This is a genomic window from Pontibacter amylolyticus (genome assembly GCF_014638845.1).
Classification (GTDB): Bacteria; Bacteroidota; Bacteroidia; order Cytophagales; family Hymenobacteraceae; genus Pontibacter; species Pontibacter amylolyticus.
Map to the genome: position 1 here is coordinate 75,900 of NZ_BMFP01000006.1, position 25,695 is coordinate 101,594.

Consider the following 25,695-nt stretch of genomic DNA (forward strand, 5'->3'; position numbering starts at 1 on the left):
AAGGCACCACCTTGCGGGCAGCGCCTTTAACCACTCTAACAAATCACTGTCGGCACGAGTCCGGGGACTGCGTTGCTGACAACGGCCTTATCACAGCCTACAGAAAAAATGTCTATGCAGCACCAAAGGGGCTCTGTCTTCCCCGATAGTGATACAAGTATAGGCAGTCTGAAACTGGCAATTCTGACTTTTAGACAAGCGACCATTTTGCATGCCCTTACAGCAGGTATAGCACCCCGCAGGCTGTACGCGGCACGATGGCTGCACTTCGGGTGGCAGGTATAGCCGCTCGTCTAAAAGCACCTGTCGGCTAGGGACTTGATGCGCAGAAAACGTAACTTTGCAGGATGGAAGTAAAACTGAACGCGGCACGTGAGCTGGAGGTAAAGAGCTGGAGTCTGCCGGACGTGCGCAACATCACCCAGAACAGGCTGCTGCTGCACCTGCTCTTCTGGACAGTGTACGTGTGCTTTTTCGGGCTGCTCTACGGCAGCTACATCGACGATTACTACAATGCCTTCATGATCGAGCTCATCGAGCTGCCGTTCAAGATGCTGCTGGTCTACTTCAACATGTACTTCCTGATGCCGCAATACCTGTTGCAGCAGCGCTACATGGAGTTTGCCGTATACCTGCTGCTCATGATGGGGGCCATCGGCATCCTGATGCAGTTCGTGCTCATGCCGCTGCTCATTCACCCGCTCATATGCCCCACCACCTGTACCAACGACAACCTGACGCTCTACCGCTTCGTGCGCAATATCGTCAACCTGGGCTACCTGGTGTCCATGTCAGCGGCCATTTACCTGCTCAAGAACTGGTACCGCGACCAGCAGTCCACGCAGCAGCTGGCGCAGGACAAGCTGGAGGCCGAGCTTAAGTTTCTGAAAGGCCAGATCCACCCGCACTTCCTCTTCAACACGCTCAATAGCCTGTACTCGCTCACGCTCCGCAAATCCGAGAACGCGCCGGAGGTGGTGCTCAAGCTGTCTGGTTTGATGGATTACATGCTTTACGACGCCGCCGCCGCCAAGGTGCCGCTCGAAAAGGAACTGAACTACATACAGAACTACATTGCCCTGGAGCGCATCCGCTACGGTGACCGTGTGGACATTGCCTATACCGAGTCAGGAGGTATAGCCGGCAAGCAGATTGCGCCCATGATGCTGCTGCCCTTTGTGGAGAATGCCTTTAAGCACGGCGTGAGCACCGAAACCAAAAACGCCTGGATACGGATAGATGTAAAGGTGCAGGGCCATACCTTGGTAGTATTGGTCGAGAACTGCAAGTGCCTGGAGAAGGCCAGCGACAGCAACCGCGACTTTGCCTCGGGCATCGGCCTGAAGAATGTGCGCCGCCGCCTGGAACTGCTCTACGAAAATAGGTATAGTCTGGAGGTGGAAGACGAGCCCGAAAGCTATGCCGTGCGCCTGGAGCTGGATTTGGGGGAAAGGTAAGAAAGTTAAAAAGGTAGAAAGTTCGGAAGTTAGAACGTTGTCAGAGCGGCGTTACGCGGTTACGTCATGTTGCTACACAGCAGGGCAGATGCCGTAGGGACAGGTCACGACCCAATGCCTTCAACTTAAGAAACACTGTGCCCAAACTGTCATCTCGAATGCAATGAGAGATCTGGGTTATTTAGGAGTTTCCGCAATATTTCAGATTTCTCCCAGGGGTCGAAATGACAAAAAGATCCTTAGGTTGATGGCATTGGGTGGCGACCTGTCCGGATCGTGCATGAAATTCCCGTTGCTCTTCGGTATTTGCAATCCGACTTTTGCTTTTTTTTCATCTGAGAAGCAGCTTGGCGAAGTATGAAACGGATTATACATCCTGATAATAAATACTTTCGGATTGCAAATCCGAAAGAGCAACCAACAGGCTATACTTGTGTCCTGATTGAAACTCAGTAGGATGGGGGTACAGTAACGTATACAACGTACATCAGCCAAGATTAACGCACAACACATTTAGTATACCTTGTGCCATACCTGAATAGAACATGAAACTACGCTGCCTGATAGTAGACGATGAGCCCCTGGCGCTGGACGTGCTGGAGACTTTTGTGGAACGCCTCGACAACCTGGAACTGGTTTGCCGCTGCAACAACGCCGTGGAGGCTTACAACTGCCTGCAGAACGAGCACATCGACCTGATGTTCCTCGACATACAGATGCCCAAGCTCACAGGTATAGACTTCCTCAAGTCCATACCCAACCCGCCCAGGGTCATCTTCACCACCGCCTACCGCGACTACGCCCTCGACAGTTACGAGCTCAACGCCGTGGACTACCTGCTCAAGCCCATCGCCTTCGACCGCTTCCTGAAAGCCGTGGCAAAAGTGACGCCCGCCGAGCCCAGAGGGATAGCCACTTCGCCGGCAGCGATCAATCAAACTGAACCCGACTACAAGGATGCCTTCATCTACCTGAAAGCCGACAAGAAAATGGTGAAGGTGATGCTGGCTGATATTCTGTATATCGAGAGCCTGAAGGACTACATCCGGGTGAAGACCGACACGAAAGAGATCATCTCATACCAGAAGATCTCCTTCCTGGAAGAAAAGCTGCCCACCGACAAATTCCTGCGCATCCACCGCAGCTTTATCATCTCCCTCGACAAAGTGCAGGCCTTCTCTGCCACCGCCGTCGACGTAGGCAAAACCGAGATACCGATCGGCCGCCTCTACAAAAACGACGTGCTGCAGGTGCTCGGGCAGAACAACCTGCTGGAGAGTTAGAAAGTTTAGAAGTTAGAAAGGTAGAAGGTTAGAAAAGTAGCCTGGTACAAAGTTCAATTGTCGGGCAAAATCAGGAGTGTTATACCTAAGGTAGATGTATACCTCGATTCTTAAAATACGCAGCAGAAAGTTAAGATTTGCGTATGCTGGTATACTTTACTGAACTCCCAACTTTCTAACCTTCTACTTTTTTAACTTTCTAACTCAAATCAACTCTCTACCTTCCCAAACTCTCTAACTCCTAAACTCCCTTGAACTCCATCTCTAAAAAGAAGCTGTTTTACCCGATAGCGGCTTGCCTGCGCAGCTACCTGCACGAATACGACCGGGAGACGAAACTGCCCGTGCACTACGAGGACCTGATCCACTATACCGACGCCTTCCCGTACTACGACAAAAAAGGGCACGACACACTCTGGGAGACCATTATGTTCGATCAGCAGGCGCAGGCGGAGTTGAACACCGGTCTGACCCAGATCTACGCCCTGCTCAAAACCGACGGTGATATGTCGGTGATGGAACACCTGTACGTGTCCCGGGTCGATTACTGTACTTTTGGCAACTCCAACCCCTTCCGGGTGCAGATCATGAACCAGCTCAACGACAACTACGACTACTTCTATGTGAAGCGGGCCGATGCATCGCGCATCTACGGGCTGGAGCTGGAGTACATCCTGTCACCAAACCGCATCAACTACCTCGTGGATGGCGATACGCTCATAGAAGAGCACATTGCCGGTATACCAGGTGACCTCTTTATTAAGGAATACCTCAACCGGCCGGCCTCCAACAAGGTGCGCATCGCCAAGGAGTTTGTGAAGTTTAACGAGCGCTGCTTCGTGCGCCTGCTCGGCGACATGCGCTCCTACAACTATGTGGTGGACATCACGCCCGACTTTGAAGACGAGCAGTACCGCGTGCGGCCCATCGACTTCGACCAGCAATCTTACGAAGGGCGTAAGAGCATGTACCTGCCGCAGTTTTTTAAAGACAATAACGTGATCGTGGACCTGGTGCTCAAGCTGCTGAAGCCCGACGTGGTGCGGCAATACCAGAACGAGGAGCGCACGCTTATTTTCAGGCGCCTCCGCACAGCCCGCTACCGCCTCAAGGATCTGATTGACTGCATGCGCAAAGACACGATCTCCACACCCGAAAAAATAGCGCAGCTGAAGCAGGAACTTGCCCAGCACCACAATTCAGACGAGTTTCTCAGATGCCGGGGCATGGGCGACCTGGTGCGCCTTAACCTCAAAACCGTGATGAAAAAGGCAAAGATCAGATAGAGTTGGGGGTAAAGGACTTTTTGACAAAAGATTTTGTGACAAAGGACTGTTTTATTTAAAGGTATAATCGCCTGCGAGTGTCTTTTGTCCTTTGTCAAGCAGTCCTTTGTCAATATACCATACCTGCTACAGCCGTTCTAGGTTGGTGCGGGTGCGCTCGCTGTCGGTCAGGTTGCCGGTGTTTACGGTGGTGGCGGGCTCAAACAGCAGCACCTCGGCCTCTTCCTGCGCCACCGGCCGGTGCTCGACGCCGCGCGGCACAATCAGAAACTCGCCCGGGTGCAGGGTAATCGTTTTGTCCCGGAATTCCATCTCAAAGCTGCCTTTTACAACCAGAAACAGCTCGTCTTCCTGCTCGTGGTGGTGCCAGTCGAAAGCACCCTTGAACTTAGCCAGCTTTACCTGCTGCCCGTTCAACTCCCCGGCTATGCGCGGATTCCAGTGATCCGGTATCAGGTCGAACTTCTCCGCCAGGTTCACTTTTTCTATTTTATGGTTCATAAGCTAGTCGTTTTTTGAGAGGTGATGAATATCATTTAAATTTATTTGGACTGATTCTAAATAGGCCTTACCTTTGTAGCGTTAGTTTATAGATACAAGCGCCACCACCATGATAGCAGCGATAGCGAAGCCCGGAGAGACGATGACAGCAGCCCCTGAATTGGTCGAAATTTATGCAAACGAAGCTGGAGCCGTATTCCAGTGCGATCGAAAGAACCGCCTGATGCTGTACTTCGCCGGAACGCTGAACGTGCTCAAGGTAGATACTTTTCTGCGTTTGAAGAAAGCCGTTGCAGGCATTGACCTGGAGCAAATGGCCGCTGACCCGTCCCGGTCCTCTGATTACGAAATTGTATCGATCTGCGGCTGCGACCGCTGCTTTATCTTGTCACTGACAGAGCTGTACGCCCTGCGTGACCTGTTGGCCGGTGCCAAGTTCAGCCTGGAGTTGAACCGACTGCTGCACGAGTGCCTGACCCCGATCGAAGCATAGCCTCACAACATCAGCTATACCTGCCAGCACAACCTTAGAGTTGTGCTTTTTTTATTTAGACTTTTTCTATATTTCGCCCCATATGTCCATTTTCGGAACATTATACCTATCTTAATGGTAAGAATAAAGGACGCATGCTCTACTTGGGGCATGCCCTTAATGTAGAACGAAAAACACCCCTATACCTATGAAGGATTTATTAAGGCTAAGAACTTCACTTACCGAAGAGATAGAAAGAGTATTGAACGATCAGATTAAAATGGAGGGTGAGGCTTCGGCCATGTACCTGGCCATGTCGGCCTGGTGCGACCGCAACGGCTTCGACTTCAGCGCAGGCTATTTCAAGAAGCAGTCGGATGAGGAGCGCGAGCACATGCTGCGTCTGTTCAAGTACGTGTCTGATATGGGCGGCCGTGCCGTTTCTCCGGACATCACGGGCGTTCAGATCGAATTCGAGTCTTTCAGAAGTGTGTTTGAGCAGGCGTTGCAGCAGGAGATTGCCGTAACGCAGTCCTTCAACCGCATGGCCGACAAGTGCATGAAGACGAAAGACTTTGTGACCTTCACGTTCCTGCAGTGGTTCCTGAAAGAGCAGATCGAGGAAGAGTATGTGGCCCGCCGTGCGCTCGAGCTGTTCGATGTGATAGGCGAGGAAGGAACAGGCCAGTACGAGATCGACAAGCGTGTGCCGAAGATCACCTACGAGGACACTTACGAAGGATAAGCGAGCCCGACGAAAACAGAAAAGCCTTTGGAGCAATCCAAAGGCTTTTCTGTTTTTAGCCTATACCTGGGTAATGCCCAGAAGGTATAAGTTGCTGCAGCTATACCTGTTTAAAGCGTCTTTTGTCCTTTGTCAAAATTTTTTTTGTCCCTGTTACAGCTATACCTGTTCGTCTGATTTCAGGATATGCTCCTTGAATGTCTGGATAGCCTGCTCCTCGGTGGTATGGTGCAGCCACACGTTGTCCGGCTGAAAGCTCATGACGGGGGCGAAGTCACAGCGGTCGGTGCACTCGGTTTTCACGACTTCTACCTGCCCTTTCAGACCCATGTCTTTGATCATGTTGCGCAGCGTCTTGCCGATGTCCTTGCCGCCCTTCTTCTTGCATTTGCTACCCGTGCAGACATAAATCACTTTGTCTGGTACCTCGAATCCTTTGCTCATGTATAAGTTTGAAAGTGCTACCCTTTAAAGGGGAAAACCTGTGAATTAGTTCATGTACGTACAGCCGTACACCATCGGTTTAATTTTGCTGGCAGACTGTGAGCCATTCGCGCGCCTCGTCTATGTCCTGAAAGATGCGCATCTTAAAGCGTCCCCGCACCCGGTTCAGCATATCGGCAGAGGAAGCGGCTGCAAACGCCTCTGCGTTTGCGACGTGGGCATAGTACTTCAGTCCGGCCTCTGCTGCCATGGGTATCCATACCTGCTCAATCCACTCCACCGACTCGTCCCACCGCCCCACCAGGTGGCGGTTGTCATTCAGTCCGCAGGAGGCTTTATGCTGCTTAATGGCTTCCAGAACGGCAAGGCTGCCCTGCTTTACGTTTTCAGGAGACACATAGCCGATCCAGTCGTTGTACACCCACTGGTGCTGCTGGTCGAAGTGGATGGTGAGGTAGGTTTTGCCGGTAGAAGAAGTAAGCTCCTGTACTTTCATTTGGAGGAGGTTTATTAATCTAGGTATAGCCAGGTGCAATATAGCCAATACAAATTACGAAGTGGTTTTCTGCCAACTCAAAAATCGGAAATTATCCTGCGGCTGATTTTTTCATACGATAATATACTGCGCTACGATGTAAGGAACGAAGAGAAAAGGAAATGGGGGCCGAAGTGGTGTGAAAATTAGGCTTTCTCTGGTAACAGTTGTAAGTTAAACCTTCGGATTGACCAATTGTCTAACCCCACATCTAACCTATCTTAACCTTAAAAGAAACATGCAAATCAAGACTCTGAGAACCCCGAAGCGATTGGCTGCTTCGCTGCTGAGCCTGTTGCTACTGGCGGGCGCTCCGGCTCCTGTCGTTTTTGCGCAGGACGGCAAGCAAGCCACCACCGGCTACCAGCGACCACCCGAGGCCATCGCCTCCATCATCGACGCACCTTCTACGCCGGGCGTCAGCATCAACTCCAAAGGCGACTGGATGCTGCTGCTCGAGCGGGCGGGCTACCCCAGCATAGAGGAGCTGGCGCAACCCGAAAGCCGTCTGGCTGGTCTCCGCATAAACCCTGCCACAAACGGTCAGAGCCGTGCCACATTTATCAACAACATCAAGCTAAAGCAGGTAAATGGAGGGCAGGAGTTTGAACTGGCAGGGATACCGCAAAATGCGCAGATCTCCTACGTAACCTGGTCGCCGGACGAAAAGCAGATCGCCTTCACCATCACCAAAGCCAACGGCATTGAGCTGTGGGTGGCAGGTATAGCTGACCGGCAGGCGCGCAAGCTATCCGAAGCCACACTGAACGATGCGTATAGCGGCCGTCCGTTTTCGTGGATGCCGGACAGCAAATCGCTGCTAGTGAAGTTCGTGGACGAGAAGCGCGGCGAAATGCCGAAAGCCAACCTAGTGCCGACCGGCCCGAACATTCAGGAGAACATCGGCAAGGCAAACCCTTCTCGCACCTACCAGGACCTGCTCAAGAATAAGTACGACGAGCAGCTGTTCGATTACTACATGCAGACCCAGCTCAAACTGGTGAGCCTAGATGGCAAGCAGCAGCCAGTTGGTCAGGCCGGCATCATCAAGAGTGCCGATGTGTCGCCGGACGGGCAGTTCCTGCTCGTAGAGACGATCCAGAAGCCATACTCATACCTGGTGCCGCACTATTACTTCCCTTATCATGTGGAGGTATGGGGCCGCGATGGCAAGGTGGTGAAGCAGCTGGCCCAGCTGCCACTGGCCGAAGACATTCCAATCGGTTTTGACAACGTGGCCAAAGGTCCGCGTGGCTACAGCTGGCGCCCTGACAAGCCCGCCACACTCTACTGGGCAGAGGCGCAGGACGGCGGTGATGCAACCAAGGAAGTAGCTGAGCGTGACGTGGTGTTTATGCTCGATGCGCCCTTCTCCGGGAAGCCTGCCAAACTGGCCGGTACCAAGTTCCGCTACCGTGGCGTGCAGTGGGGCAACAAGGACCTGGCTCTTATAAATGAGCGCCTCTGGAAGACCCGTACGGAGCGTGTCGTGCGTGTGAATCCGTCGAAGCCTGCACAGACTGGCACGGTGCTGATCGAACGCTCTTACGAAGACGGTTACAGTGATCCGGGCAGCCCGGTGTATACCAAAAACCAATACGGACGCAGCGTGCTGCTGACCGACAAAAAAGGCGACAACATTTACATGATCAGTGAAGGCGGCTCTCCGGAAGGCAACCGTCCGTTCCTGAGCGAGTTCAACCTGAAGTCGAAGAAGGCGAAGATCCTGTTCCGCTCTGAGGCGCCTTTTTACGAGCGCCCGGTAGATATCATCGACCTGAACAGCAAGCGGATCATCACCCGCCGCGAGTCGGAGCAGGAAGTGCCCAACTATTTTGTGCGCGACCTGAACAAGAAGAGCATGACGCAAGTGACCAAATTCCCGCACCCATACCCGCAGCTGCAGGGCGTTCAGAAAGAGATGTTGCAGTACGAGCGTAACGATGGCGTGAAACTGACAGCGGTGCTATACCTGCCGAAGGACTATAAGAAAGAAAATGGTCCGCTTCCGATGCTGATGTGGGCGTATCCGCGTGAGTTCAAAAACGCAGCAGCTGCCGGACAGGTGAAGAGCTCGCCTTATGAGTTTACCCGTATCAGTTCTGGTTCGCCGTTGTTCTGGGTAACGCAGGGCTACGCAGTGCTCGACCGCACAGACTTCCCGATTGTAGGGGAGGGTGAAGCGCAGCCAAACGACACCTATGTGGAGCAGTTGGTAGCCAGTGCCAAAGCCGCCATCGACAAAACGGTGAGCATGGGTGTGGCGGATCCGAAACGCATTGCCGTAGGCGGACACTCATATGGTGCTTTCATGACCGGCAACCTGCTGGCCCACTCTGATCTGTTTGCCGCAGGTATAGCCCGAAGCGGCGCCTACAACCGTACGCTCACGCCGTTTGGTTTCCAGCAAGAGGAGCGCACCTACTGGCAGGCGCCGGAGGTATACAACCGTATGTCGCCCTTCTCAGCAGCTCACAAAGTAAAAACTCCGATCCTGCTGATCCACGGCGAGGCCGACAACAACTCCGGTACTTTCCCAGTGCAGAGTGAGCGCTTCTACAATGCCCTGAAAGGCCACGGAGCCACAACGCGACTGGTGTTCCTGCCGCACGAAAGCCATGGCTACGCAGCGCGTGAGTCTATCCTGCACATGCTGTGGGAAATGGATACCTGGCTGAACACCTACGTGAAGAACCGCCAGGTGCAGTAAGGTATACCTATACCTTGCGTATAAACAAAATGCCCCGGCCAAAAAGGTCGGGGCATTTTGTTTTTATACCTGGTGTCAGATGCCTATTGGTTAATCGTCTTGATCGTGTGGGGCACGATATCACGTGGCCAGTTCTGCCCGTCCACTGGCTCTTCGGCGATCTTGTCCACTACCTCCATCCCTTCTATTACCTCCCCAAACACCGTGTACTCCTGGTCCAGCGAGGGTTCACCACCGATCGTGGTATAGAGCGCAATCTGCTGTGGGGTATACTTCATGTTGTGCTTGGCCTCGAAAGCCCTTAGTTCCTGAACTGTTTTGGGCTCACCCTGCACAATGTAAAAGTTGTGTGAAGAAGACTCCTTCTCCGGGTTGCGCTCGTCGCCGTAGCGGGCCATGGCCAGAGCACCCCGCTTGTGGATGTATTTGGGGTTGAACTCCTGCGGAATCTTGTACGCCCCGTTTTTCAAGGTACGGGTATCAGAGTCGCCGCCCTGTACGGCAAATCCTTTGATGACCCGGTAAAACTCTCCCTGGTCATAAAACCCCGCTTTGGTAAGGCGCACGAAGTTGGCACGGTGCAGCGGCGTTTCAGGGTATAGCCGCAGCTTGATATCACCGTGACGCGTGCTGATGAGGATCAGGCTGTCGGCGTGTTCTTTTTCGTAGGCGGTCAGGATGGCGACGGCACTCTCTGAGGTGAGCGGCTCCAGCTTGGCATCCGTATCGGTCTCGCGATTCTCGGATTTGGTCTGTTCTTCTGTGTTAGGTTGACAGCCCGCTATACCTATGAGGAAGATCATCACGCAGAGGAGGGACTGAAGGAAGTGTGTTTTTTTCGAGTAGTTCATAGTGGTGAGTTTAGTGCATCTGTTAATATAGTGAACTGTAGGTATAGCATGCAAATAAAATTGCACTGGTGTCTTGTTAAAATAGGATTAAAATTTAACTTTTAAAGGATAGTGCTTCCTGAATACCAACTTTGTATTGCCAACAGCGTATAAAGCCGGCTTCAAATATTCTGATCCCTGCATACGCCCCTAAAAGTGCCTTGGTTGCCGTATGAACGGCAATTTGCTTGCTAATTTCAGTGCAATTTAAATGTTATAACAACGTGTGGTCTGCAGCTATCGGCAAGTGTATTTCAAAAAAAAAATTTTAAAAAAATTATACTTTTATTTGGATATATAAATATCATTCAATAGTTTGGCTTTCACTATCCTTATAATAAACCTTAAAACTTTAACTAACCTAACATTTTTGCAAGTATGAAAAACACCTTACGCGTTAAGAACGTTCTGCGTTCTGTACTATTTGGCGCAGCTCTCTCTACTGCTGCCGTTTCGTTTACCTCTTGCGACTCTGAGGCCCCTGAAGCAACTGAAGTAGCAGAGAATTTACAGACTTCTACCCAAAATGGAGCTGTTATTAAGGGTCAGTACATTGTAGTATTTAAGAAAGATGCCAATCAGCGTCTGGATGGTACTACTACCTATGCCGAGCGTGTAGGTGCAGTGCGTGAAATGGGCCAGGAATTACTTTCTTCAAATGGTATTGCCAATGCAACAATAGAGCAGGCTTACGGTCAGGCGATACTGGGTGTGGCAGCTAAACTGTCGGATGACCAGGTGGATGCGCTCCGTAGCGATAGCCGTGTAGATTACATCGAGCCGGACAGAATTGTGATGCTAGCGAAGCCAGGAACAGGTGGCGGCGGTTCTGCAGGCCAGACAGTGCCTTACGGCATTGCCCGTGTGGGTTATGGTGACGGTACCGGTAAAACTGCCTGGGTGATCGACTCAGGTATAGACCTGACGCACCCTGACCTGAATGTGGATGTAAACCGTAGCAGAACCTTCTTTACTTCAGGTAGAGATGCTAACGATGCGAATGATGGCAATGGCCATGGTACACACGTAGCAGGTACAATTGCTGCTAAAAACAACACCATTGGTGTGATCGGTGTAGCCCACGACGCAACGGTTGTAGCCGTTAAAGTACTTGACTCACGCGGTAGTGGTTCTTACTCTGGCGTAATTGCTGGTGTTGACTACGTAGCTTCGGCTGGTCAGTCTGGTGACGTGGCGAACATGAGCTTGGGTGGCCCAACTTCACAGGCATTGGATGATGCTGTGATCGCTGCTGCCAGCAAAGGCATTAAGTTCGCCCTGGCTGCCGGTAACGAGTCTACGCATGCTAACAACTCGTCTCCAGCCCGTGCTAACCACGCTAACATTTACACAGTTTCTGCCATGAACTCATCTGACTCATGGGCCAGCTTCTCTAACTATGGCAACCCGCCGGTTGACGTGTGCGCACCTGGTGTGAGCATCAACTCTACCTGGAAAGGTGGTGGTTATAACACGATCAGCGGCACATCTATGGCGTCTCCGCACGTAGCAGGTCTCCTGCTGCACGGACCACTTAGAACAAGCGGCACTGTGAAGAACGATCCGGACGGAAACCCAGATCCAATTGCAGTGAAGTAATCCGAACCGATATGGATAGTGATACAAAACGGGCAGCTGAAAAGCTGCCCGTTTTTTTATGCCAAAGCTTTGCGCATCACATAGTCGTTCATCCAGTAAGGCCCGATCGGGATGTCCTCCTCCAGCAGTACCTGATAGCCGCAGCGCTGATAAAAAGCTTTTGCATGGTTGTGCTTGTTTACATTCAGGTCCAGGTAACGGGCTCCTGCCTTCTTTACCCTTTCTTCCACCGCTGTCAGCAGTAAATTGCCCAGTCCCTCGCCCTGGCGTGAAGGGAGCAGGTATATCTTGTTGAGTTTGTATACAGCGTCTGAGGAATCTTTCATGGAATAGGCAGCAAAACCGATCGGCTCCGCAGCGTCCAGCAATAAAACAAAGCGTTGACCTTCCTGCATTTGCTGTTCCAGGGCTTCGTAGGTATAGATCACCTCAAACATGTAGTCAATCTGTTCCCGCGAGAGAATGGCACGATAAGTTGGTTCCCAGATGGCCTCGGCCAGCCGGTGAATGGTCGGTATGTCTGTGATCGTTGCTTCCCGGATGCTAAAGGTAGTGTTCATATGCGCTTATGTTGCTGTGCTTGCAACGAAGATAGTTGCTCCCGTATAAAAAGCCAATGCCTGCTCGGATAGGTTTTCAGCTTAGGGCAGAAGTTATACCTTTGTATACCTATACCTTAACCCAACTACTATGAGAGCCATTTACCTGGAAGCCATCAACAGCCCTTTTGTACTGATCGAGAAAGAGAAACCTACTGCCGGACCCGGAGAGGCCATTGTGGAGGTGAAAGCAGCCGCCCTAAACCACCGCGACGTCTGGATACAGTACGGCCGCTACTTCACCAAAGACTACCCGGCCATACTGGGGTCTGACGGAGCAGGTATCGTGACCGAAGTTGGCGAGGGTGTGGACAAAAGCTGGGTGGGGCAGGAGGTAGTGATAGATCCTTCTACTGATTGGGGCGATAATCCGCAGGCACACAGCAAGGAGTATAAGGTGCTCGGCATGCCCGAGGATGGCACTTTTGCCGACTACGTGAAAGTAAAAGCCTCCAACCTGCACCTCAAACCGGCTCACCTGAGTTTTGAAGAAGCGGCTGCTCTGCCGTTGGCGGGCGTTACAGCCTATCGTGCCATGTTTACAAAGTGTGGATTGAAAGCAGGTGAGCGGGTGTTAATCACGGGTGCCGGTGGTGGTGTGGCTCTTTTTGCCTTGCAGTTTGCGGTAGCTGCTGGAGCAGAGGTATGGGTGACATCCGGATCAGATGAGAAAATAGAAAAGGCCAAAGAACTGGGTGCAACCGGCGGCATAAATTACAAGAAAGAAAACTGGGGAAAGGAGCTGAAAGCTGAAGTCGGCGGATTTGACGTGAGCATCGACGGGGCTGCCGGCGAAGGGTTTGTGCAACTGGTGAAATTGGCCAGGCCGGGCGGTCGCATCGGGATCTATGGCGGCACCACCGGTATGATCGGCCAGATCAACCCGGCTGAGATTTTCTGGAAACAACTCGCTATACATGGTAGCACTATGGGCACCAACCAGGACTTCGCCGAGATGATCACTTTTGTGGCAGAGAAGAAAGTTAAGCCAGTGGTAGACATCGTTTTCCCATTAAAGGAAACCGAGCAAGCCATGCGCTACATGGAAGCCGGTAAGCAGTTCGGAAAGATTGTGGTGAAGGTGAGTTAAACTGATTCCATAAGAGAACCCCTCCCTGTGTCATCTCGACGATAGGAGAGATCTGGAGTCTTTCAAAGACCGAGCAAGATTTCAGATTTCTCCCAAAGGTCGAAATGACAAGGTATAAAAGAGGAAGCCCGCTGCAAATCCATTTGCAGCGGGCTTCCTCTTTTATACCTGTACTCTATACCTACTCCGTGATTCCTGCCAACTTTAAGAAGAAAGCGTACTGCAGGGCTGTTTCGCGGTACGGCTGGAAGCGGCCGGAAGCGCCGCCGTGTCCTGCTTCCATGTTGGTCTGAAAGAGTACAAGGTTATCGTCGGTCTTTAACTCGCGGAGCTTGGCTACCCACTTGGCGGGCTCAAAATACTGTACCTGCGAGTCGTGCAGACCGGTGGTAACGAGCATGTTCGGGTAGTCCTTGGCCTCCACGTTGTCGTAAGGGGAGTAGGAAAGCATGTAATCGTAGGCGTCTTTCTTGGCCGGATTGCCCCACTCGTCAAACTCACCGGTGGTCAGTGGAATGCTGGTGTCGAGCATGGTGGTGACCACATCCACAAACGGTACGGCGGCGTGCATGCCTTCATACAGGTCGGGACGCATGTTGGCAACAGCACCTATTAACAGGCCTCCGGCGCTACCGCCCTGCGCAAAAAGCTTGTCCGGATTGGTATAGCCCTGCTGGATCAGGTACTCGGATACATCAATAAAGTCCGTGAAGGTGTTTTTCTTCTTCATCAGCTTACCGTCCTCATACCATTGGCGGCCCATTTCCTGACCACCACGAATGTGCGCAATAGCATACACAAAGCCACGGTCAAGTAAACTCAAACGTACGGAGCTAAAACCGGGGTTCATGCTAATGCCATAAGAGCCGTAAGCGTACTGCAGGGTCGGGTTGTTGCCATCGAGCTTCAGGCCTTTGCGGTATACCAATGAGACTGGAATCTTAGTGCCATCTTTGGCGGTGGCGTAAATACGCTTGGATTCATAGTTGTTCTTGTCGAAATCACCCACTACTTCCTGTTCTTTCAGCAGGGTTTTCTGCTTCGTTTCCATGTTGTAGTCGAACGTGGAGCTTGGCGTGGTGAGGGAACTGTAAACGTAGCGCAGCACTTTGCTATCGAAGTCGGGGTTGATGCTGATGCCGGCGGTATAGGCTTCTTCCCCGAAATCTACGTAATAGTCTGTTTTCGGGTCATTCCATTTCTTCACGCGCAGCTCCGTGAGGCCGTTCTTGCGCTCCTGCAGCACCAGGTAGTCTTTGAAGATCTCTGCCTCTTCCAGGTATGTGTCAGCACGGTGTGGAATTACTTCTTTCCAGTTCTGCTTGGTGGTTTTGCCCACCGGGGTCTTCATCAACTTAAAGTTGGTCGCGCCGTCTTTGTTCGTGCGGATGTAGAAGCTGTCGCCGAAATGGTCGACGCTGTACTCCAGACCGCGCTCGCGTGGCTGCACCACCTTGGGTGTAGCGGTTGGGTTGGCGGCATCCAGAAAGCGGTACTCCTGCGAGAGCGTGCTGCTAGAGCCGATGATGATGTACTTGTCTGACTTGGTCTTATACACAAACGTGTTGAACGTCTCATCAGCCTCGTGGTATACCTCTTTGTCCTGCGCGGTGGGAGTGCCCAGGGTATGGCGGAAGATCTTGAAGGAACGCAAAGACGGGTCCTTCATGGTATAGAAGACCGTCTTGTTGTCGTTTGCCCACACCGCACCACCAGTGGTGTTGGGTATACGGTCAGGCAGCATTTCGCCGGTCTGCAGATTTTTGAAGCGAAGGGTATACTGGCGGCGGCTTACGGTGTCCTCCCCAAAAGCGACCAGACGGTTATCCGGGCTCACGTTCATGCCGGCGGCCGCATAGTAACTCTTGCCCTCGGCGCGTTCGTTGGCGTTCACCATGATCTCTTCCTTGGCATCCAGGCTCCCCTTTTTGCGGGCATAGATCGGATACTCTTTGCCGGCCTCAAAGCGCGTATAATAGAAGTAACCGTTCTTCTTATAGGGAACAGACTCGTCGGTTTGCTTGATACGGCCCACAATCTCGTTGAAGAGCTTTTCCTGAAGCGCTTCCGTGTCAGCCATTACCTGCTTGGTGTAAGCGTTTTCGGCGTTCAGGTAGGCGATCACTTCCGGGTTCTCGCGCTCGTTCATCCAGTAGTAGTTGTCAATGCGGGTATGACCGTGCGCCGTGAGTTCTTTTGGTTTCTTGGCAGCGACAGGCGGCTGCGCGACATCAGCCTTTGCCGTGGTGTCGGCCGCCTGCTCAGTTGTGGCCGTCTCGGCTGTAGTGGGTTGTTGTGTGGTGCTGCAGGCTGTGCCCGCCAGCAAGCAAGCCGATAGCAGTAGGGCCGGAGCCGTCGTGCTGTTGTGTCCTTTTTTCATAGTGTGTATTTTTTATACAGAATATAAAAATAAGGAAAATATTGGAAACTCAATTATAAAATAAAGTTATGCATGCAGCGTATTTTTTTATACCTTGTCACCACTAAAAAAACGATTAATCTAATACACTATGGCAACACAAGAAGAATTTGAGCAGGCAGTAGCTCAGTCGAAGGAATTGACGGAACGACCATCGAATACGATTCTGCTGCAACTTTACAGCTTATTCAAGCAGGCTACGGAAGGGGATGTGAACACAGAGCGTCCGGGTGGTTTCGATTTTAAAAACATAGCCAAATGGGATGCCTGGAAAAGTCTGGAAGGAACGAGCCAGGAAGATGCCCGCGCGCAGTATGTGCAACTGGTAAACAGCCTGAAGTAAGCCCGAAAGCTGAAAACAGCAGGTATAAAAAAAGCGCCCTGAGGGGCGCTTTTTTAGTTTTCTTTCCAGGTATAGCCGCAGTCATGGCAGCCGTAGCGCTTGCTGACGAAGGGCAAAGTTATACCGAGCACGCCTCCAAAGAACCCACGGGCAGAGATGTTTTTTGACTCGCAGATCGGGCAGGCCTCTGCATCCTCGTATACCTGCGTAGGAGGCGCTAACTCAATGCTATCATCGATGATATACTCACTAGTGCCGCGCTCTATACGGCCCAGTAACTCGAGGGCCTCTTCCACATCACCTTCTGTCACCTGCAGTTTCACCCCGCCTACTGCCAGCGAGTAAAGTGGCTGTGCCGCTATAATTTGCTCGTCGCCTAAAAAGCAGAGAATTCCCTCCGCCTCCAGACGTCCTTTCAGGATGTGGGCTTCGGTGGGCTGGCTGAAAGTGGCAACGGTGATCAGGCGCTCTGCCATAGGGAACAGGATGTGTTACGGTTATTGTTTTTTGGGAGGGAGATCGAAGGCTTCAGCGTCATGCTCGAAGTGCCCTTTGTGCGAACCGTCGCAAAATGGTTTGTTCTTCGACATGCCACAGCGGCAGATCGAAACCAGTTCGCGTCCACCAAGCCCGTATACGTTACCGTTCTTGTCCACAATCTCAAACTCACCCTCTACACGCAGAGAGCCATTGCTGTTCACTGTTATTTTTGTCTTCGACATTATCTTTTGTTTAGTACAGTAACAAATATAGCTTTTTTACGGCAATATTACCAGAGGCCAGCCTGCAGCACGAGAAGGACAGAAACACCACAGCCCCCGGACGCGGAGGGCCGGGGGCTGTGACACTACTGACGCATCAGGCTTAGTTGCTGTACACGTAGTTGAATGTTTGGGACTTACCGTTTGGCAATGTCACTGTCTGGCTGATTGGCATGCCGCTGTCGTCGTACTTGTAAGAGTAAGAGCGCGTGAATGCCTTTTGGCTGTTGTGCACTTCCATAGAAGAGCGCACCAGGTTGTTCGGGCTGCTGGCCGAGCCTGGCTCTGCAAAAGCATGCAGTGGGTTCGGGTTGGAGTCGTAAGAGTTGGTTGTGGTTGCGTAAAGCTTCGCTTCTCCTGTGCCATCGATCACAAACTGCTTCTCCTGGGCGTAGTTACCGTTCGGCATCACCTCATAAGTCGAGAATGACTTCAGTTTGCCTTTCTCCTCAGTGCCTTCGAAAACGGACTTCTTGCTCAGCTTCTTGGCTGCGTCATAGGCGTAAGTGGTGTAGGTCTGGTACTCCGGCTTGCCACCTGAAAAGTAAGTAGACACCGATTTGCTCAACTCGCCTTTGTCACTGTAGGTGTAGTGCTGCTCTGTCAGAAGGGTCTGGCTTTTGCCTGCATAGGTGGTGCTCTTGATCAGGCGGCCCTTGTTGTCACGCTCGTACTTGTCGAGGCTCTCTACCTCGCCGGTTTCCGGGTTGTAATGGTTTACCTGGCTGAGCTGCTTGCCCACCACATTGTAAGAAGTAACCTCTGCGGAGTCCAGCGTGATGTGTGACAGGCTGCCACGGTCAAAAGTAGGCTCTGCAGAAGACTCACTGTCGTTTTTCTCGCAAGACGATAGGGCTACCACGCCAAATACGAGCATGGCGGGTAAGAAACGGTTTTTCAATTTCATTTGGCTAAAAGTTGAAAAGTGAAAATAAATAAACAGCACAGGGCGCTTCCCCGGCAGTCTCAGGTAAAACGCCCTTTCCTTTAAAATAATTGCACTGCTGCAGAGAAAATTATAGAGATAGCTGGGGTTGACAGAATCTTACAACTTTAAATATGTTGTAAGATTCTGATTTATAAATTGTTATTAAATAGATGTTCTTGTTAAAAAAGTTACTTTTTATATAAAAGTGCAATTTTAATTGAGAGCGGCTGCGCGGGCGATTTGCAGCAGCTCGTCGCCGGCATCGATGTCGTGGCGCAACTGCTCCTGGAAATTGATTGAAATGCGAAGTGCCTTCAATCCCTGCACGCCCTGTAGCTCTTCTATCTCCAGGTCTTCTATCTCTTGCCCAATGTAGCCTTCCGCCTGCAGGAAATCGATGTAACGGCGGTACTCTTGTGCTTCGCGCGGCTGGGTATAGACGATGGCCACCTTGCCGGGTTGGGTGAGGCGCTCTTCGGTGCCACGCAGCGTGGCCTTGTCTATCCGCTTCTTGATGATCTCGTAGCGGATGTTGTCGGCGCCCTCCACATCAAACTTTTTCTCGTCGAGCCGGAAGCGGATGCAGATTGGGCTGCTGTGCACCAGGATCAGCTGGGTGATCTCGAGCGGCAGCTTCAGGTTAGCGCGCAGTTTGTGGATGCGACGAGCAATCTCGCAGGTGAGCATCAGCTGCCAGAGGCGCATGTTCTTCAGGTATAGCTCCTCAAAATGACCGCTGTTCAGTAGCGAAGCACCGATGTAAATGTTATACTCCAGGCCATCGGTCTTATACTTCTCAAAGTAGTGCGGAAAGATCTGCTGTGCTTTTTCCTCTTCCCGGTCCAGGAAGCTGGAAATGGTGTCGTTGATCAGGTATAGGCTCTCTTCGTAGGCCCGTCGCTTGTTGTACACCACGCCGTTCGGATTGTTGGTGGCCTTGCGATAGGCTTCGATGGCCTTTTGGGTGGACGGGTACTTCTGGGTAAAGTGATTGAAGAGCGGTTCGATCTCGCTGCGCAGAAACTCCAGCACCACCGCCTCATCGCCCGAGCCCAGCTCCTGGACAATGTTTTGCGAGTACTTGTCTATCTTGTAGATCAACTCGTCCAGAATGGAGAGCGGCAGCTTGTCTTTGGCGGCCAGTATCACCTCCTTGGCCAGCACCAGCTGCTCGAGCAGGTCGCCTTGTATGGCCTTGATGCGCTCCGAAGCAGAACTGCGGACATCCGATACCCCGTAAAGCGGAAAAATGTCACGGAACACGATCGGCTCGATCTCGGCCGGCACATTGCGTTCCATCTTATCGAGCAAATTGATGGCCGCCTGCGTGAAGCGCCACTCCACAATCGGGTGAATGGCCGTGTACTTCTCTTTGATAATGTTTTGGATGCTGCTGCGCAGCTCGTCGAGCATGCGGTTGAGGGCCAGGGCAAAGAGCGGCAGTATCTCCTTGAGCTTGATGGTGGAGAGCGCATTCAGTTCGCCAGGTATAGGCGAGGCCAGTTCCAGCATGCCGATCGTTTTGCCTTCGTACTGCAGTGGCGCGATGATCAGGTTGCGCACGCCGGACTTGATCAGCTCCTGCTCCAGCCTGTTCGTTTCGTCCAGTTGCTCCAGGTCGTCCACTATAATGGTATTGCCCTTTACGAGCACAGGCGCGTAGATAGAATCCATTAAATCTTCGAGTTTGATGCGGGAATCTTTTTGAAGCACCAGCCCGTTCCAGGTTTTGCGGGTAAAATTGTGGTCAAAGTCGTGCAGCTCGGGCAGGGAAGACAAACCCAGCCGCAGCCCCGGTAGCCCGAAAAGCACGCGCAGCTTCTGCTGCAGGCTTTCAAACCCTTCCGGCGTGTTCACCGAGTCCTGGTCGAGAAGGTCGTAGCGCAGCGAGGAAATAGTCGACTCGTTGGTCACGTCCGTGAAATCATAGATGGCAAAGCCGCTGAACTCGAAGTTCTCCGGTGGGATCTTCTGCATCCACAGGTCCAGGTCGTTGTAGCGGTTGATCAGGAAGTTGATTTCCTGCGTGCTGAGTTTCTTGATCGGGCCTTTGGCCTTCACTTTCATGAACTTCAGGTCGGTGATCAGCTTGTAGTGCCGGTCCAGTTTGGTGAACTTGTCTTTGATGCTGAAGATAAAGGGCTCGTCCACAAAGAAGTTGGCGTTGTAGAACTTCTCCAGGATCAGGGTATAGGCCGAGAGCGTCTGGCGGAAGAGCAGCGTTTTGAGGTCGAGGTTAAGCTTTTGGGTATAGTTGCCGCCTCCCAGCAGGTCGAGTTCCTCCAGACGCGGTGTGGCGTAGAAGCTGTCGAAGTGAAAGGGCAGCACTGTGGCACGCAGGTCGTTCTCCCAGAGGGCGCTCGGGAAAATGTCCTCCATCAGGATGTCGACCGTGTCGATGTACTTGTTGATAATAGACACATCTTCGATCGGCTCCAGCAGCTCGGGGTTTTGGCGCAGCAGACCGGCCAGCTCGTTTACGCGAGACACATTGCAGTTCGGGTCGGTCTTGATCTTGTTTTCCCAGTAAGTCACCAGCGGTGACAGACTGAGGGTCGCCTTGAACGGAAACCGCTCGGCGCTCAGGATGATCTCGTCCCGGTTGGGTATGGAAACAACGGTTTCGTGGAAGTTGCCCCTCGATTTGCGCATATAATTTTAATTTGGTTTGATGGGGGAAGAACGTGTATGGCACAATCCCAAGTGCAGTGCAGGCGAAATGCCTGTCTCTGCTTTAAACGTAAGCAGCCACAAAAAGATAGCAGGCGGCATGTTATACCGGGTGCAGGTATAGCAGCGGCATTAAAAAAAATATAGCTCCATCAGAATATTCTGGCATAATATTTAAAGGGAGAGCTGTGTTAAAGGAGTATGCTGTAACATTATAAAACCAACCTATGAAGAAGCTATTTGTTGCCACCCTCATGCTTTTGATGGTGATAAGCACGCTTGAAGTACAGGCCCAGACCAAATCGAAACTGGAGCAGGACCTGGAGGATTTCCGCACCTGGATGAACAGAAGAGTAAACCAGGGCGACAGCATCACAAGGGCTGAATGGCCGACAGTTAAGCAGGAGTTCAGGGCACGCACCCAACGCCTGGACCGCAGCAGCAGCCAAATGAACGAAGCCTCGAAACAGGAGTACGGCGAGCTGAAAAACCAGTACCAGGAGTGGGAGGCTGAGAAGGAAGAGCGCTACGGACAGCCACTCAGCCGCGAGACAGCCGCAACCTGGGAACGCCGCCTGGCCGGCACCAACAAAATCGGCCAGCTCAAAGCCAGTCAGTTGCGCGGCGCTTTTGTCAGGTTCATGGAAAACGTGCGGGCGCAGCGCACCGACTGGAGCCTCCGCGACTGGGACTATGCCGAGCACGTATACCTGCAGCTCAACGATCGCAAGCAGCAGGTGCTCAGTCAGATGACCAACAGCGACAAGATGAAAGTGGCGGCGCTGCAAGTGGAATTCAACACCCTGCGCAAAAGCCGCGACGCCAAAGACAGGTATAACCAGATGCGGGAGCAGCGGTGATCAGGGTGTGTACCTGGACAACATGATAAAGGACTATTTGACAAAGGACAGTTACGCTTCTCAGGGTTAAAGAGTGCCAGGGTTAATTCCTGGTCACATAAGTTCCTGAAAGTGCTTATCCCGTTTTTCTTTAGTCAATCAGTCCTTTGTCAAACAGTCTTTTGTCAAATAATCTAAATGGCGTTCTGGCCTTTGGTGCCGCCAGACTGGTCGCCTTTGTTGCGGCCCTGGTTCGGGCTTTTATCCTTTTTCTGGTCTGGCATGCTGCGGTTTCCGTCCTGGCCGCCTTTCTGTTTGGCCTCAGGCTGTTGCTGCGACTTGTTTTTGTCCTGGTTGTGTCCCTTTGTCATGGCGTTATTTAAGTTTGGTTTCAATCCAGTTTACGCAGCCTGGTCAGATGAGTTGATGGCGCACAGAGCAGGAGCGGGGCAATAGAAGTGCTATACCTGCGATATTAATGTATTGAGGTATAGGTATATAGGAGGTTGATATGCAGTGGGCAGTAGGCAGTGTGCATAACCGCGTGGGTAAGTTTCAGGACCGGAGACAAACAGGCACGAAAAAAAGCTTTAATTTGCAGCCGCTTTCTTCATCCATTATACCATTACCATGCACATTGCGATCGTCGGCAACATTGGCGCCGGCAAAACTACCCTGGCCACCAAACTTTCCCAGCACTTTAATTGGGAGCTATACCTGGAGTCAGTTGAGAATAACCCCTACCTGAAGGATTTTTATGAGGACATGGAGCGCTGGGCCTTTCACCTGCAGGTGTTCTTTTTGAACAGCCGCTTCGGGCAGGTACAGCAGATCCAGGCCAAGGACGGGCACGTGATCCAGGACCGCACCATCTACGAGGATGCTTACATCTTCGCGAAGAACCTGCACGACTCCGGGCTGATGAGCACCCGCGATTACGAGAACTACTACGCCCTTTTCAAGTCGATGATCAGCATGGTGAAAGCGCCCGACCTGATGATCTACCTCAAGGCGGACCTGCCAAAGCTGATCGGGCAGATTGAGAAGCGCAACCGCGAGTACGAAAACAACATCAGCATCAACTACCTGCGCAACCTCAACGAGCACTACAATACCTGGATGAGCAGCTACGACCAGGGCAAATTGCTGGTGATCGATGTAAACAACATGGACTTCGTGGCCAACCCCGAGGATTTGGGGAGCATCATTGAAAGAATCAACAGCGAGTTGTTCGGTCTGTTTTAATAAGATTTTGCCGGTACCATTTGCGAACAATGGTATTATATAAGGTATAAGCCGCTGTGTCGTCAGGTATAGCGGCTTTTTTTATGCTGAAATCCCTATATAACGTCGAAGCTACAGCCACTTTCGTCGAATAAAATCGGGGATGATGCGGCAGGAAGCTTTCTTGGTCTGTGAATAAAATAATAGCTTATGGAACAGACCTTTCTCCCCAAACATCTGATTACTCTACTCACCTGCATCTGCCTGTCGCTTGTGTCAGCTGTACCTGTGTCGGCGCAGGGAAAGATAAGCGGCATTGTGAGAGAAGACGCTGCTAATGCAGCCCCCTTTGCCACCGTTACTCTATTAACAGCAACAGACAGCAGCTTGATAAAGGGCAAAGTGACTAACGAGCACGGTGCTTTTGACTTCGAGAACCTACCTTATGGAGAGTATATGGTGTCGGTCAGATATGTTGGTTTTCAGACAGCTTACTCCGAAACGGTTCCCATACAGGCTGACCAACCTGTAAAAGATGTTGGCTTTTTGCAGCTGCAGCGAAATACAAACCAGCTAGGCGAAGTGCTGGTACAGGCGCAACGGCAGGTGGTGGAGCGAAGCCCCGACCGCTATACCGTGAATGTGGAATCCAGCACGTTCCAGACCGACAACCTGCTCGATATTTTCCGGGCGATGCCTTTTGTGCAGGTGCAAGGCGAGAGCGTATCAGTAAACGGGAAAGGCGGCGTGCTAATTCTGTTCGACAAGGTGCAGATGCCTGGCGCTACGCTGCAATCTGTGCTGACCACCATGACAGGCGACGAAATCGAAAAGATTGATTTCATCACCAACCCGTCTTCCCGCTATCCTGCCAACATCAGCACTGTTATCAGCATCACCACCAAAGAAGCCCGCGCTTTCGGTCTGACAGGCTCGGCTCGGAGTACCTTATCGCAGGGTATTAGGGGTAGGGGACTGGTGGGCACCTCGTTCACCTATCGCCAGTCTAAATGGGTGAGCAACCTCAACCTCAACTATAACAGGTCGCTGACACACTCCGAGCACGAAGGCTACAGGGTGCCGCTGAATGGCACCGGCCCTGTGCTGCGTGAGTATGGTTTATTTCGGTACGGTAACACCATTCCTTCGGTAAGGGGTATGTTTGAATATAAGCTATCTGAGAAGCACGCGCTGGGTATACAAGCTAACTATGTGCAAACAAAAGTGGACGATAATACCACGCTTAGCAAGCGCATTGATTTTGCCAAGAAGCTCAACGGCACAACAGACTCCACCTTGCTGGCAGACGGGCGGGAGTATTCCACCCGGCATGTACAGACTTACAGCCTTTACTTCACAGGTAAGCTCGATAGCCTGGGCAAGTCGCTGGACCTTATCTTCACCTATACACCGATTCAAGGTAACACTACCAACGAGATGCTTGCGCAAAACATGTTTGGTCCTGATGGCAGCCTGTTGGGGACTTTGAGAAGGGTGAGAAACGACAATCAGAGCAGGGCCAACATCATGGTCGGGCAGATGGACTGGGAGCTTCCTTTTCTGAACAACTGGAATGTGACTGCTGGGGCCAAGATGACTCTGTCAGACAACCGCACGCAACCGACGCAGGACTATTTGCAGGATGGACGCTTTATCCGCGACGAGGCGTTTAGCTTTGAGAATGTGTTCACCGAGAATATTCTGGCAGGCTATACCACACTGGACAAGCAGCTGGGCAAAACCACCCTGCGGGCAGGTATGCGGGGAGAGCACGCCACCATGCTGGTAGAAGACAAAGTGAACATGCGCACGCCTGTTGACCGCACCTTTACCGACTTCTTCCCAACCCTGATGGTAAGCCGCCCCATGACAGACGATTTAGTGATGACGTTGAATTATCGCAAAACGGTGCAGCGGCCAGGTTTTAGTGTGCTGACCCCTTACCGGGTTTATCTCGACGACTTTACGATAGAAGAGGGCAACCCCGAATTGCTGCCGCAGTACACGCATACCTTCTCGTTGAACGGCATTTACAAAAGCAACCTCTATGTGGAGCTCGAGTACAGGCAGGAGCAGAACGTGTTCCTGAACCTGCCCATCAACCAGGACGGGGTGGCTTACTGGAAAAACAGGAATCTCGACATGACATCGGTCGGGGGCAATGTCAACTACAGCTACCAAGTGACCAACTGGTGGTCGGGCAGTGTATTCGGTATGGGCGCCTACATGACCTCGGCCATGCAGCAGAAAGACTTTGACGGCCTGGCTATACCTGGAACCTTTTACCATGCGATAGGCTGGCAAAACAGCTTCTCGCTGCCGCGCGACCTGAAGCTGGAAACAGGTTTCAACTATACAGGACCGTTTACTTATGGCTTAGCTGAATTGGTAAGCAACCACTATACCCGCATAGCGCTGAAAGGAAACCTACTGAACAAGCAGCTGCAGTATACCCTAGCGGTGCTCGATGTGCTGAGGGGCAGCGTGAGCGGCGGCGTAGTGAACAGCTCAAACATTCAGACCCGCTCCGTCAGCTATGATGATGCTAGGCGGGTGCAGCTGGGCTTGGTGTATAGATTCGGCAAGCAAACCGTGAAAACGGCAGCCACCAAAAAGCTGGGCAACGAAGATGTGGTCAATAGAGCCAATTAAGCCTTTTTAGCTATATTAGCTTTTCTTATGCCTATACCTGCGGCCTACTCTGGCTGTAGGTATGCGCTTCTCTTACATTTATATGACTGCAGTAGCTGGGAATTTAGTTCGGATGGTTTCTCTTAAAAGTAAAGCACTTGACATTATTGTTTGGGGACTGATTTTTTTGATTTGCCTGCATGGGAATGCATTTGTATTCGGCACAAACTTTATTGCGTCGCCAACCTTAATCTATACCTTCCTGCTTT

General features: G+C 51.8%; 23 protein-coding genes. 12 read left to right on the forward strand and 11 right to left on the reverse strand.

Annotated features, from left to right (window positions below; translation table 11 throughout):
- The first annotated feature begins 347 nt into the window (after window positions 1-347).
- From IEV97_RS15445 to IEV97_RS15455, 3 genes are all read left to right on the forward strand, one after another.
- On the forward strand, window positions 348-1,457 hold the full coding sequence (locus tag IEV97_RS15445) for a sensor histidine kinase (protein WP_188502399.1): 1,110 nt from the start codon (window positions 348-350) through the stop codon (window positions 1,455-1,457).
- 545 nt (window positions 1,458-2,002) lie between these two features.
- Window positions 2,003-2,740: a LytR/AlgR family response regulator transcription factor gene (locus tag IEV97_RS15450; protein WP_188502400.1), complete on the forward strand. Its 738-nt coding sequence runs from the start codon at window positions 2,003-2,005 to the stop codon at window positions 2,738-2,740.
- A gap of 251 nt (window positions 2,741-2,991) precedes the next feature.
- Complete coding sequence (locus IEV97_RS15455) at window positions 2,992-4,026, forward strand: hypothetical protein (protein WP_188502401.1); 1,035 nt, start codon at window positions 2,992-2,994, stop codon at window positions 4,024-4,026.
- A 126-nt stretch (window positions 4,027-4,152) separates the two neighbouring features.
- On the opposite strand, the gene IEV97_RS15460 is transcribed toward IEV97_RS15455, so the two are convergent.
- Complete coding sequence (locus IEV97_RS15460; RefSeq protein WP_188502402.1) at window positions 4,153-4,527, reverse strand: cupin domain-containing protein; 375 nt, start codon at window positions 4,525-4,527, stop codon at window positions 4,153-4,155.
- Window positions 4,528-4,636: 109 nt separating this feature from the next.
- On the opposite strand from IEV97_RS15460, the gene IEV97_RS15465 reads away from it, so the two are divergent.
- Both IEV97_RS15465 and IEV97_RS15470 read left to right on the forward strand, forming a co-directional pair.
- On the forward strand, window positions 4,637-5,020 hold the full coding sequence (locus IEV97_RS15465; protein ID WP_188502403.1) for a hypothetical protein: 384 nt from the start codon (window positions 4,637-4,639) through the stop codon (window positions 5,018-5,020).
- Between the two features lie 187 nt (window positions 5,021-5,207).
- Window positions 5,208-5,744, forward strand: coding sequence for a ferritin (locus IEV97_RS15470; protein ID WP_188502404.1), 537 nt, complete (start codon window positions 5,208-5,210; stop codon window positions 5,742-5,744).
- Window positions 5,745-5,903: 159 nt separating this feature from the next.
- On the opposite strand, the gene IEV97_RS15475 is transcribed toward IEV97_RS15470, so the two are convergent.
- Both IEV97_RS15475 and IEV97_RS15480 read right to left on the reverse strand, forming a co-directional pair.
- Window positions 5,904-6,188, reverse strand: coding sequence for a (2Fe-2S) ferredoxin domain-containing protein (locus IEV97_RS15475; protein ID WP_188502405.1), 285 nt, complete (start codon window positions 6,186-6,188; stop codon window positions 5,904-5,906).
- A gap of 79 nt (window positions 6,189-6,267) precedes the next feature.
- Window positions 6,268-6,684 carry a hypothetical protein gene (locus IEV97_RS15480; protein WP_188502406.1) on the reverse strand — a complete coding sequence of 139 codons (417 nt, stop codon included), beginning with the start codon at window positions 6,682-6,684 and terminating at the stop codon, window positions 6,268-6,270.
- 277 nt (window positions 6,685-6,961) lie between these two features.
- Here IEV97_RS15480 and IEV97_RS15485 point away from each other — a divergent pair, with 277 nt between their 5' ends.
- Window positions 6,962-9,433 (forward strand): S9 family peptidase, encoded by a 2,472-nt coding sequence (locus tag IEV97_RS15485; protein ID WP_188502407.1) that lies wholly within the window; start codon window positions 6,962-6,964, stop codon window positions 9,431-9,433.
- Between the two features lie 83 nt (window positions 9,434-9,516).
- Here the strand turns inward: IEV97_RS15485 and IEV97_RS15490 are convergent, their stop codons facing one another.
- Window positions 9,517-10,284: a peptidylprolyl isomerase gene (locus IEV97_RS15490; protein ID WP_188502408.1), complete on the reverse strand. Its 768-nt coding sequence runs from the start codon at window positions 10,282-10,284 to the stop codon at window positions 9,517-9,519.
- Between the two features lie 417 nt (window positions 10,285-10,701).
- On the opposite strand from IEV97_RS15490, the gene IEV97_RS15495 reads away from it, so the two are divergent.
- Window positions 10,702-11,922: a S8 family peptidase gene (locus IEV97_RS15495; protein ID WP_188502409.1), complete on the forward strand. Its 1,221-nt coding sequence runs from the start codon at window positions 10,702-10,704 to the stop codon at window positions 11,920-11,922.
- Window positions 11,923-11,978: 56 nt separating this feature from the next.
- Here the strand turns inward: IEV97_RS15495 and IEV97_RS15500 are convergent, their stop codons facing one another.
- Complete coding sequence (locus IEV97_RS15500; protein ID WP_188502410.1) at window positions 11,979-12,482, reverse strand: GNAT family N-acetyltransferase; 504 nt, start codon at window positions 12,480-12,482, stop codon at window positions 11,979-11,981.
- A 130-nt stretch (window positions 12,483-12,612) separates the two neighbouring features.
- Here IEV97_RS15500 and IEV97_RS15505 point away from each other — a divergent pair, with 130 nt between their 5' ends.
- On the forward strand, window positions 12,613-13,611 hold the full coding sequence (locus tag IEV97_RS15505; protein WP_188502411.1) for a zinc-binding dehydrogenase: 999 nt from the start codon (window positions 12,613-12,615) through the stop codon (window positions 13,609-13,611).
- Window positions 13,612-13,792: 181 nt separating this feature from the next.
- On the opposite strand, the gene IEV97_RS15510 is transcribed toward IEV97_RS15505, so the two are convergent.
- Window positions 13,793-15,991: a S9 family peptidase gene (locus IEV97_RS15510; protein WP_188502412.1), complete on the reverse strand. Its 2,199-nt coding sequence runs from the start codon at window positions 15,989-15,991 to the stop codon at window positions 13,793-13,795.
- A gap of 130 nt (window positions 15,992-16,121) precedes the next feature.
- Between IEV97_RS15510 and IEV97_RS15515 the strand changes: the two genes are divergently transcribed.
- Window positions 16,122-16,373, forward strand: coding sequence for an acyl-CoA-binding protein (locus IEV97_RS15515; protein ID WP_188502413.1), 252 nt, complete (start codon window positions 16,122-16,124; stop codon window positions 16,371-16,373).
- A 53-nt stretch (window positions 16,374-16,426) separates the two neighbouring features.
- Here the strand turns inward: IEV97_RS15515 and IEV97_RS15520 are convergent, their stop codons facing one another.
- The 4 genes from IEV97_RS15520 to IEV97_RS15535 form a co-directional block, all read right to left on the reverse strand.
- Entirely contained in the window at window positions 16,427-16,849 is a 423-nt protein-coding gene (locus tag IEV97_RS15520; RefSeq protein WP_188502414.1) for a putative signal transducing protein, read from the reverse strand.
- 21 nt (window positions 16,850-16,870) lie between these two features.
- A complete protein-coding gene (locus IEV97_RS15525) occupies window positions 16,871-17,095 on the reverse strand; it encodes a CDGSH iron-sulfur domain-containing protein (RefSeq protein ID WP_188502415.1) in 225 nt (74 codons plus the stop codon).
- 142 nt (window positions 17,096-17,237) lie between these two features.
- A complete protein-coding gene (locus IEV97_RS15530) occupies window positions 17,238-18,041 on the reverse strand; it encodes a hypothetical protein (protein ID WP_188502416.1) in 804 nt (267 codons plus the stop codon).
- Between the two features lie 234 nt (window positions 18,042-18,275).
- On the reverse strand, window positions 18,276-20,714 hold the full coding sequence (locus tag IEV97_RS15535) for a GAF domain-containing protein (RefSeq protein ID WP_188502417.1): 2,439 nt from the start codon (window positions 20,712-20,714) through the stop codon (window positions 18,276-18,278).
- Window positions 20,715-20,959: 245 nt separating this feature from the next.
- Here IEV97_RS15535 and IEV97_RS15540 point away from each other — a divergent pair, with 245 nt between their 5' ends.
- Window positions 20,960-21,592, forward strand: a complete 633-nt coding sequence (locus IEV97_RS15540; RefSeq protein WP_188502418.1) for a DUF6565 domain-containing protein — start codon at window positions 20,960-20,962, stop codon at window positions 21,590-21,592.
- Between the two features lie 173 nt (window positions 21,593-21,765).
- Here IEV97_RS15540 and IEV97_RS15545 read toward each other — a convergent pair whose 3' ends face one another.
- A complete protein-coding gene (locus IEV97_RS15545; RefSeq protein WP_188502419.1) occupies window positions 21,766-21,942 on the reverse strand; it encodes a hypothetical protein in 177 nt (58 codons plus the stop codon).
- Between the two features lie 259 nt (window positions 21,943-22,201).
- Here IEV97_RS15545 and IEV97_RS15550 point away from each other — a divergent pair, with 259 nt between their 5' ends.
- Both IEV97_RS15550 and IEV97_RS15555 read left to right on the forward strand, forming a co-directional pair.
- A complete protein-coding gene (locus IEV97_RS15550; protein WP_188502420.1) occupies window positions 22,202-22,816 on the forward strand; it encodes a deoxynucleoside kinase in 615 nt (204 codons plus the stop codon).
- Window positions 22,817-23,005: 189 nt separating this feature from the next.
- Entirely contained in the window at window positions 23,006-25,447 is a 2,442-nt protein-coding gene (locus IEV97_RS15555) for an outer membrane beta-barrel family protein (protein ID WP_188502421.1), read from the forward strand.
- Window positions 25,448-25,695: the final 248 nt, after the last annotated feature.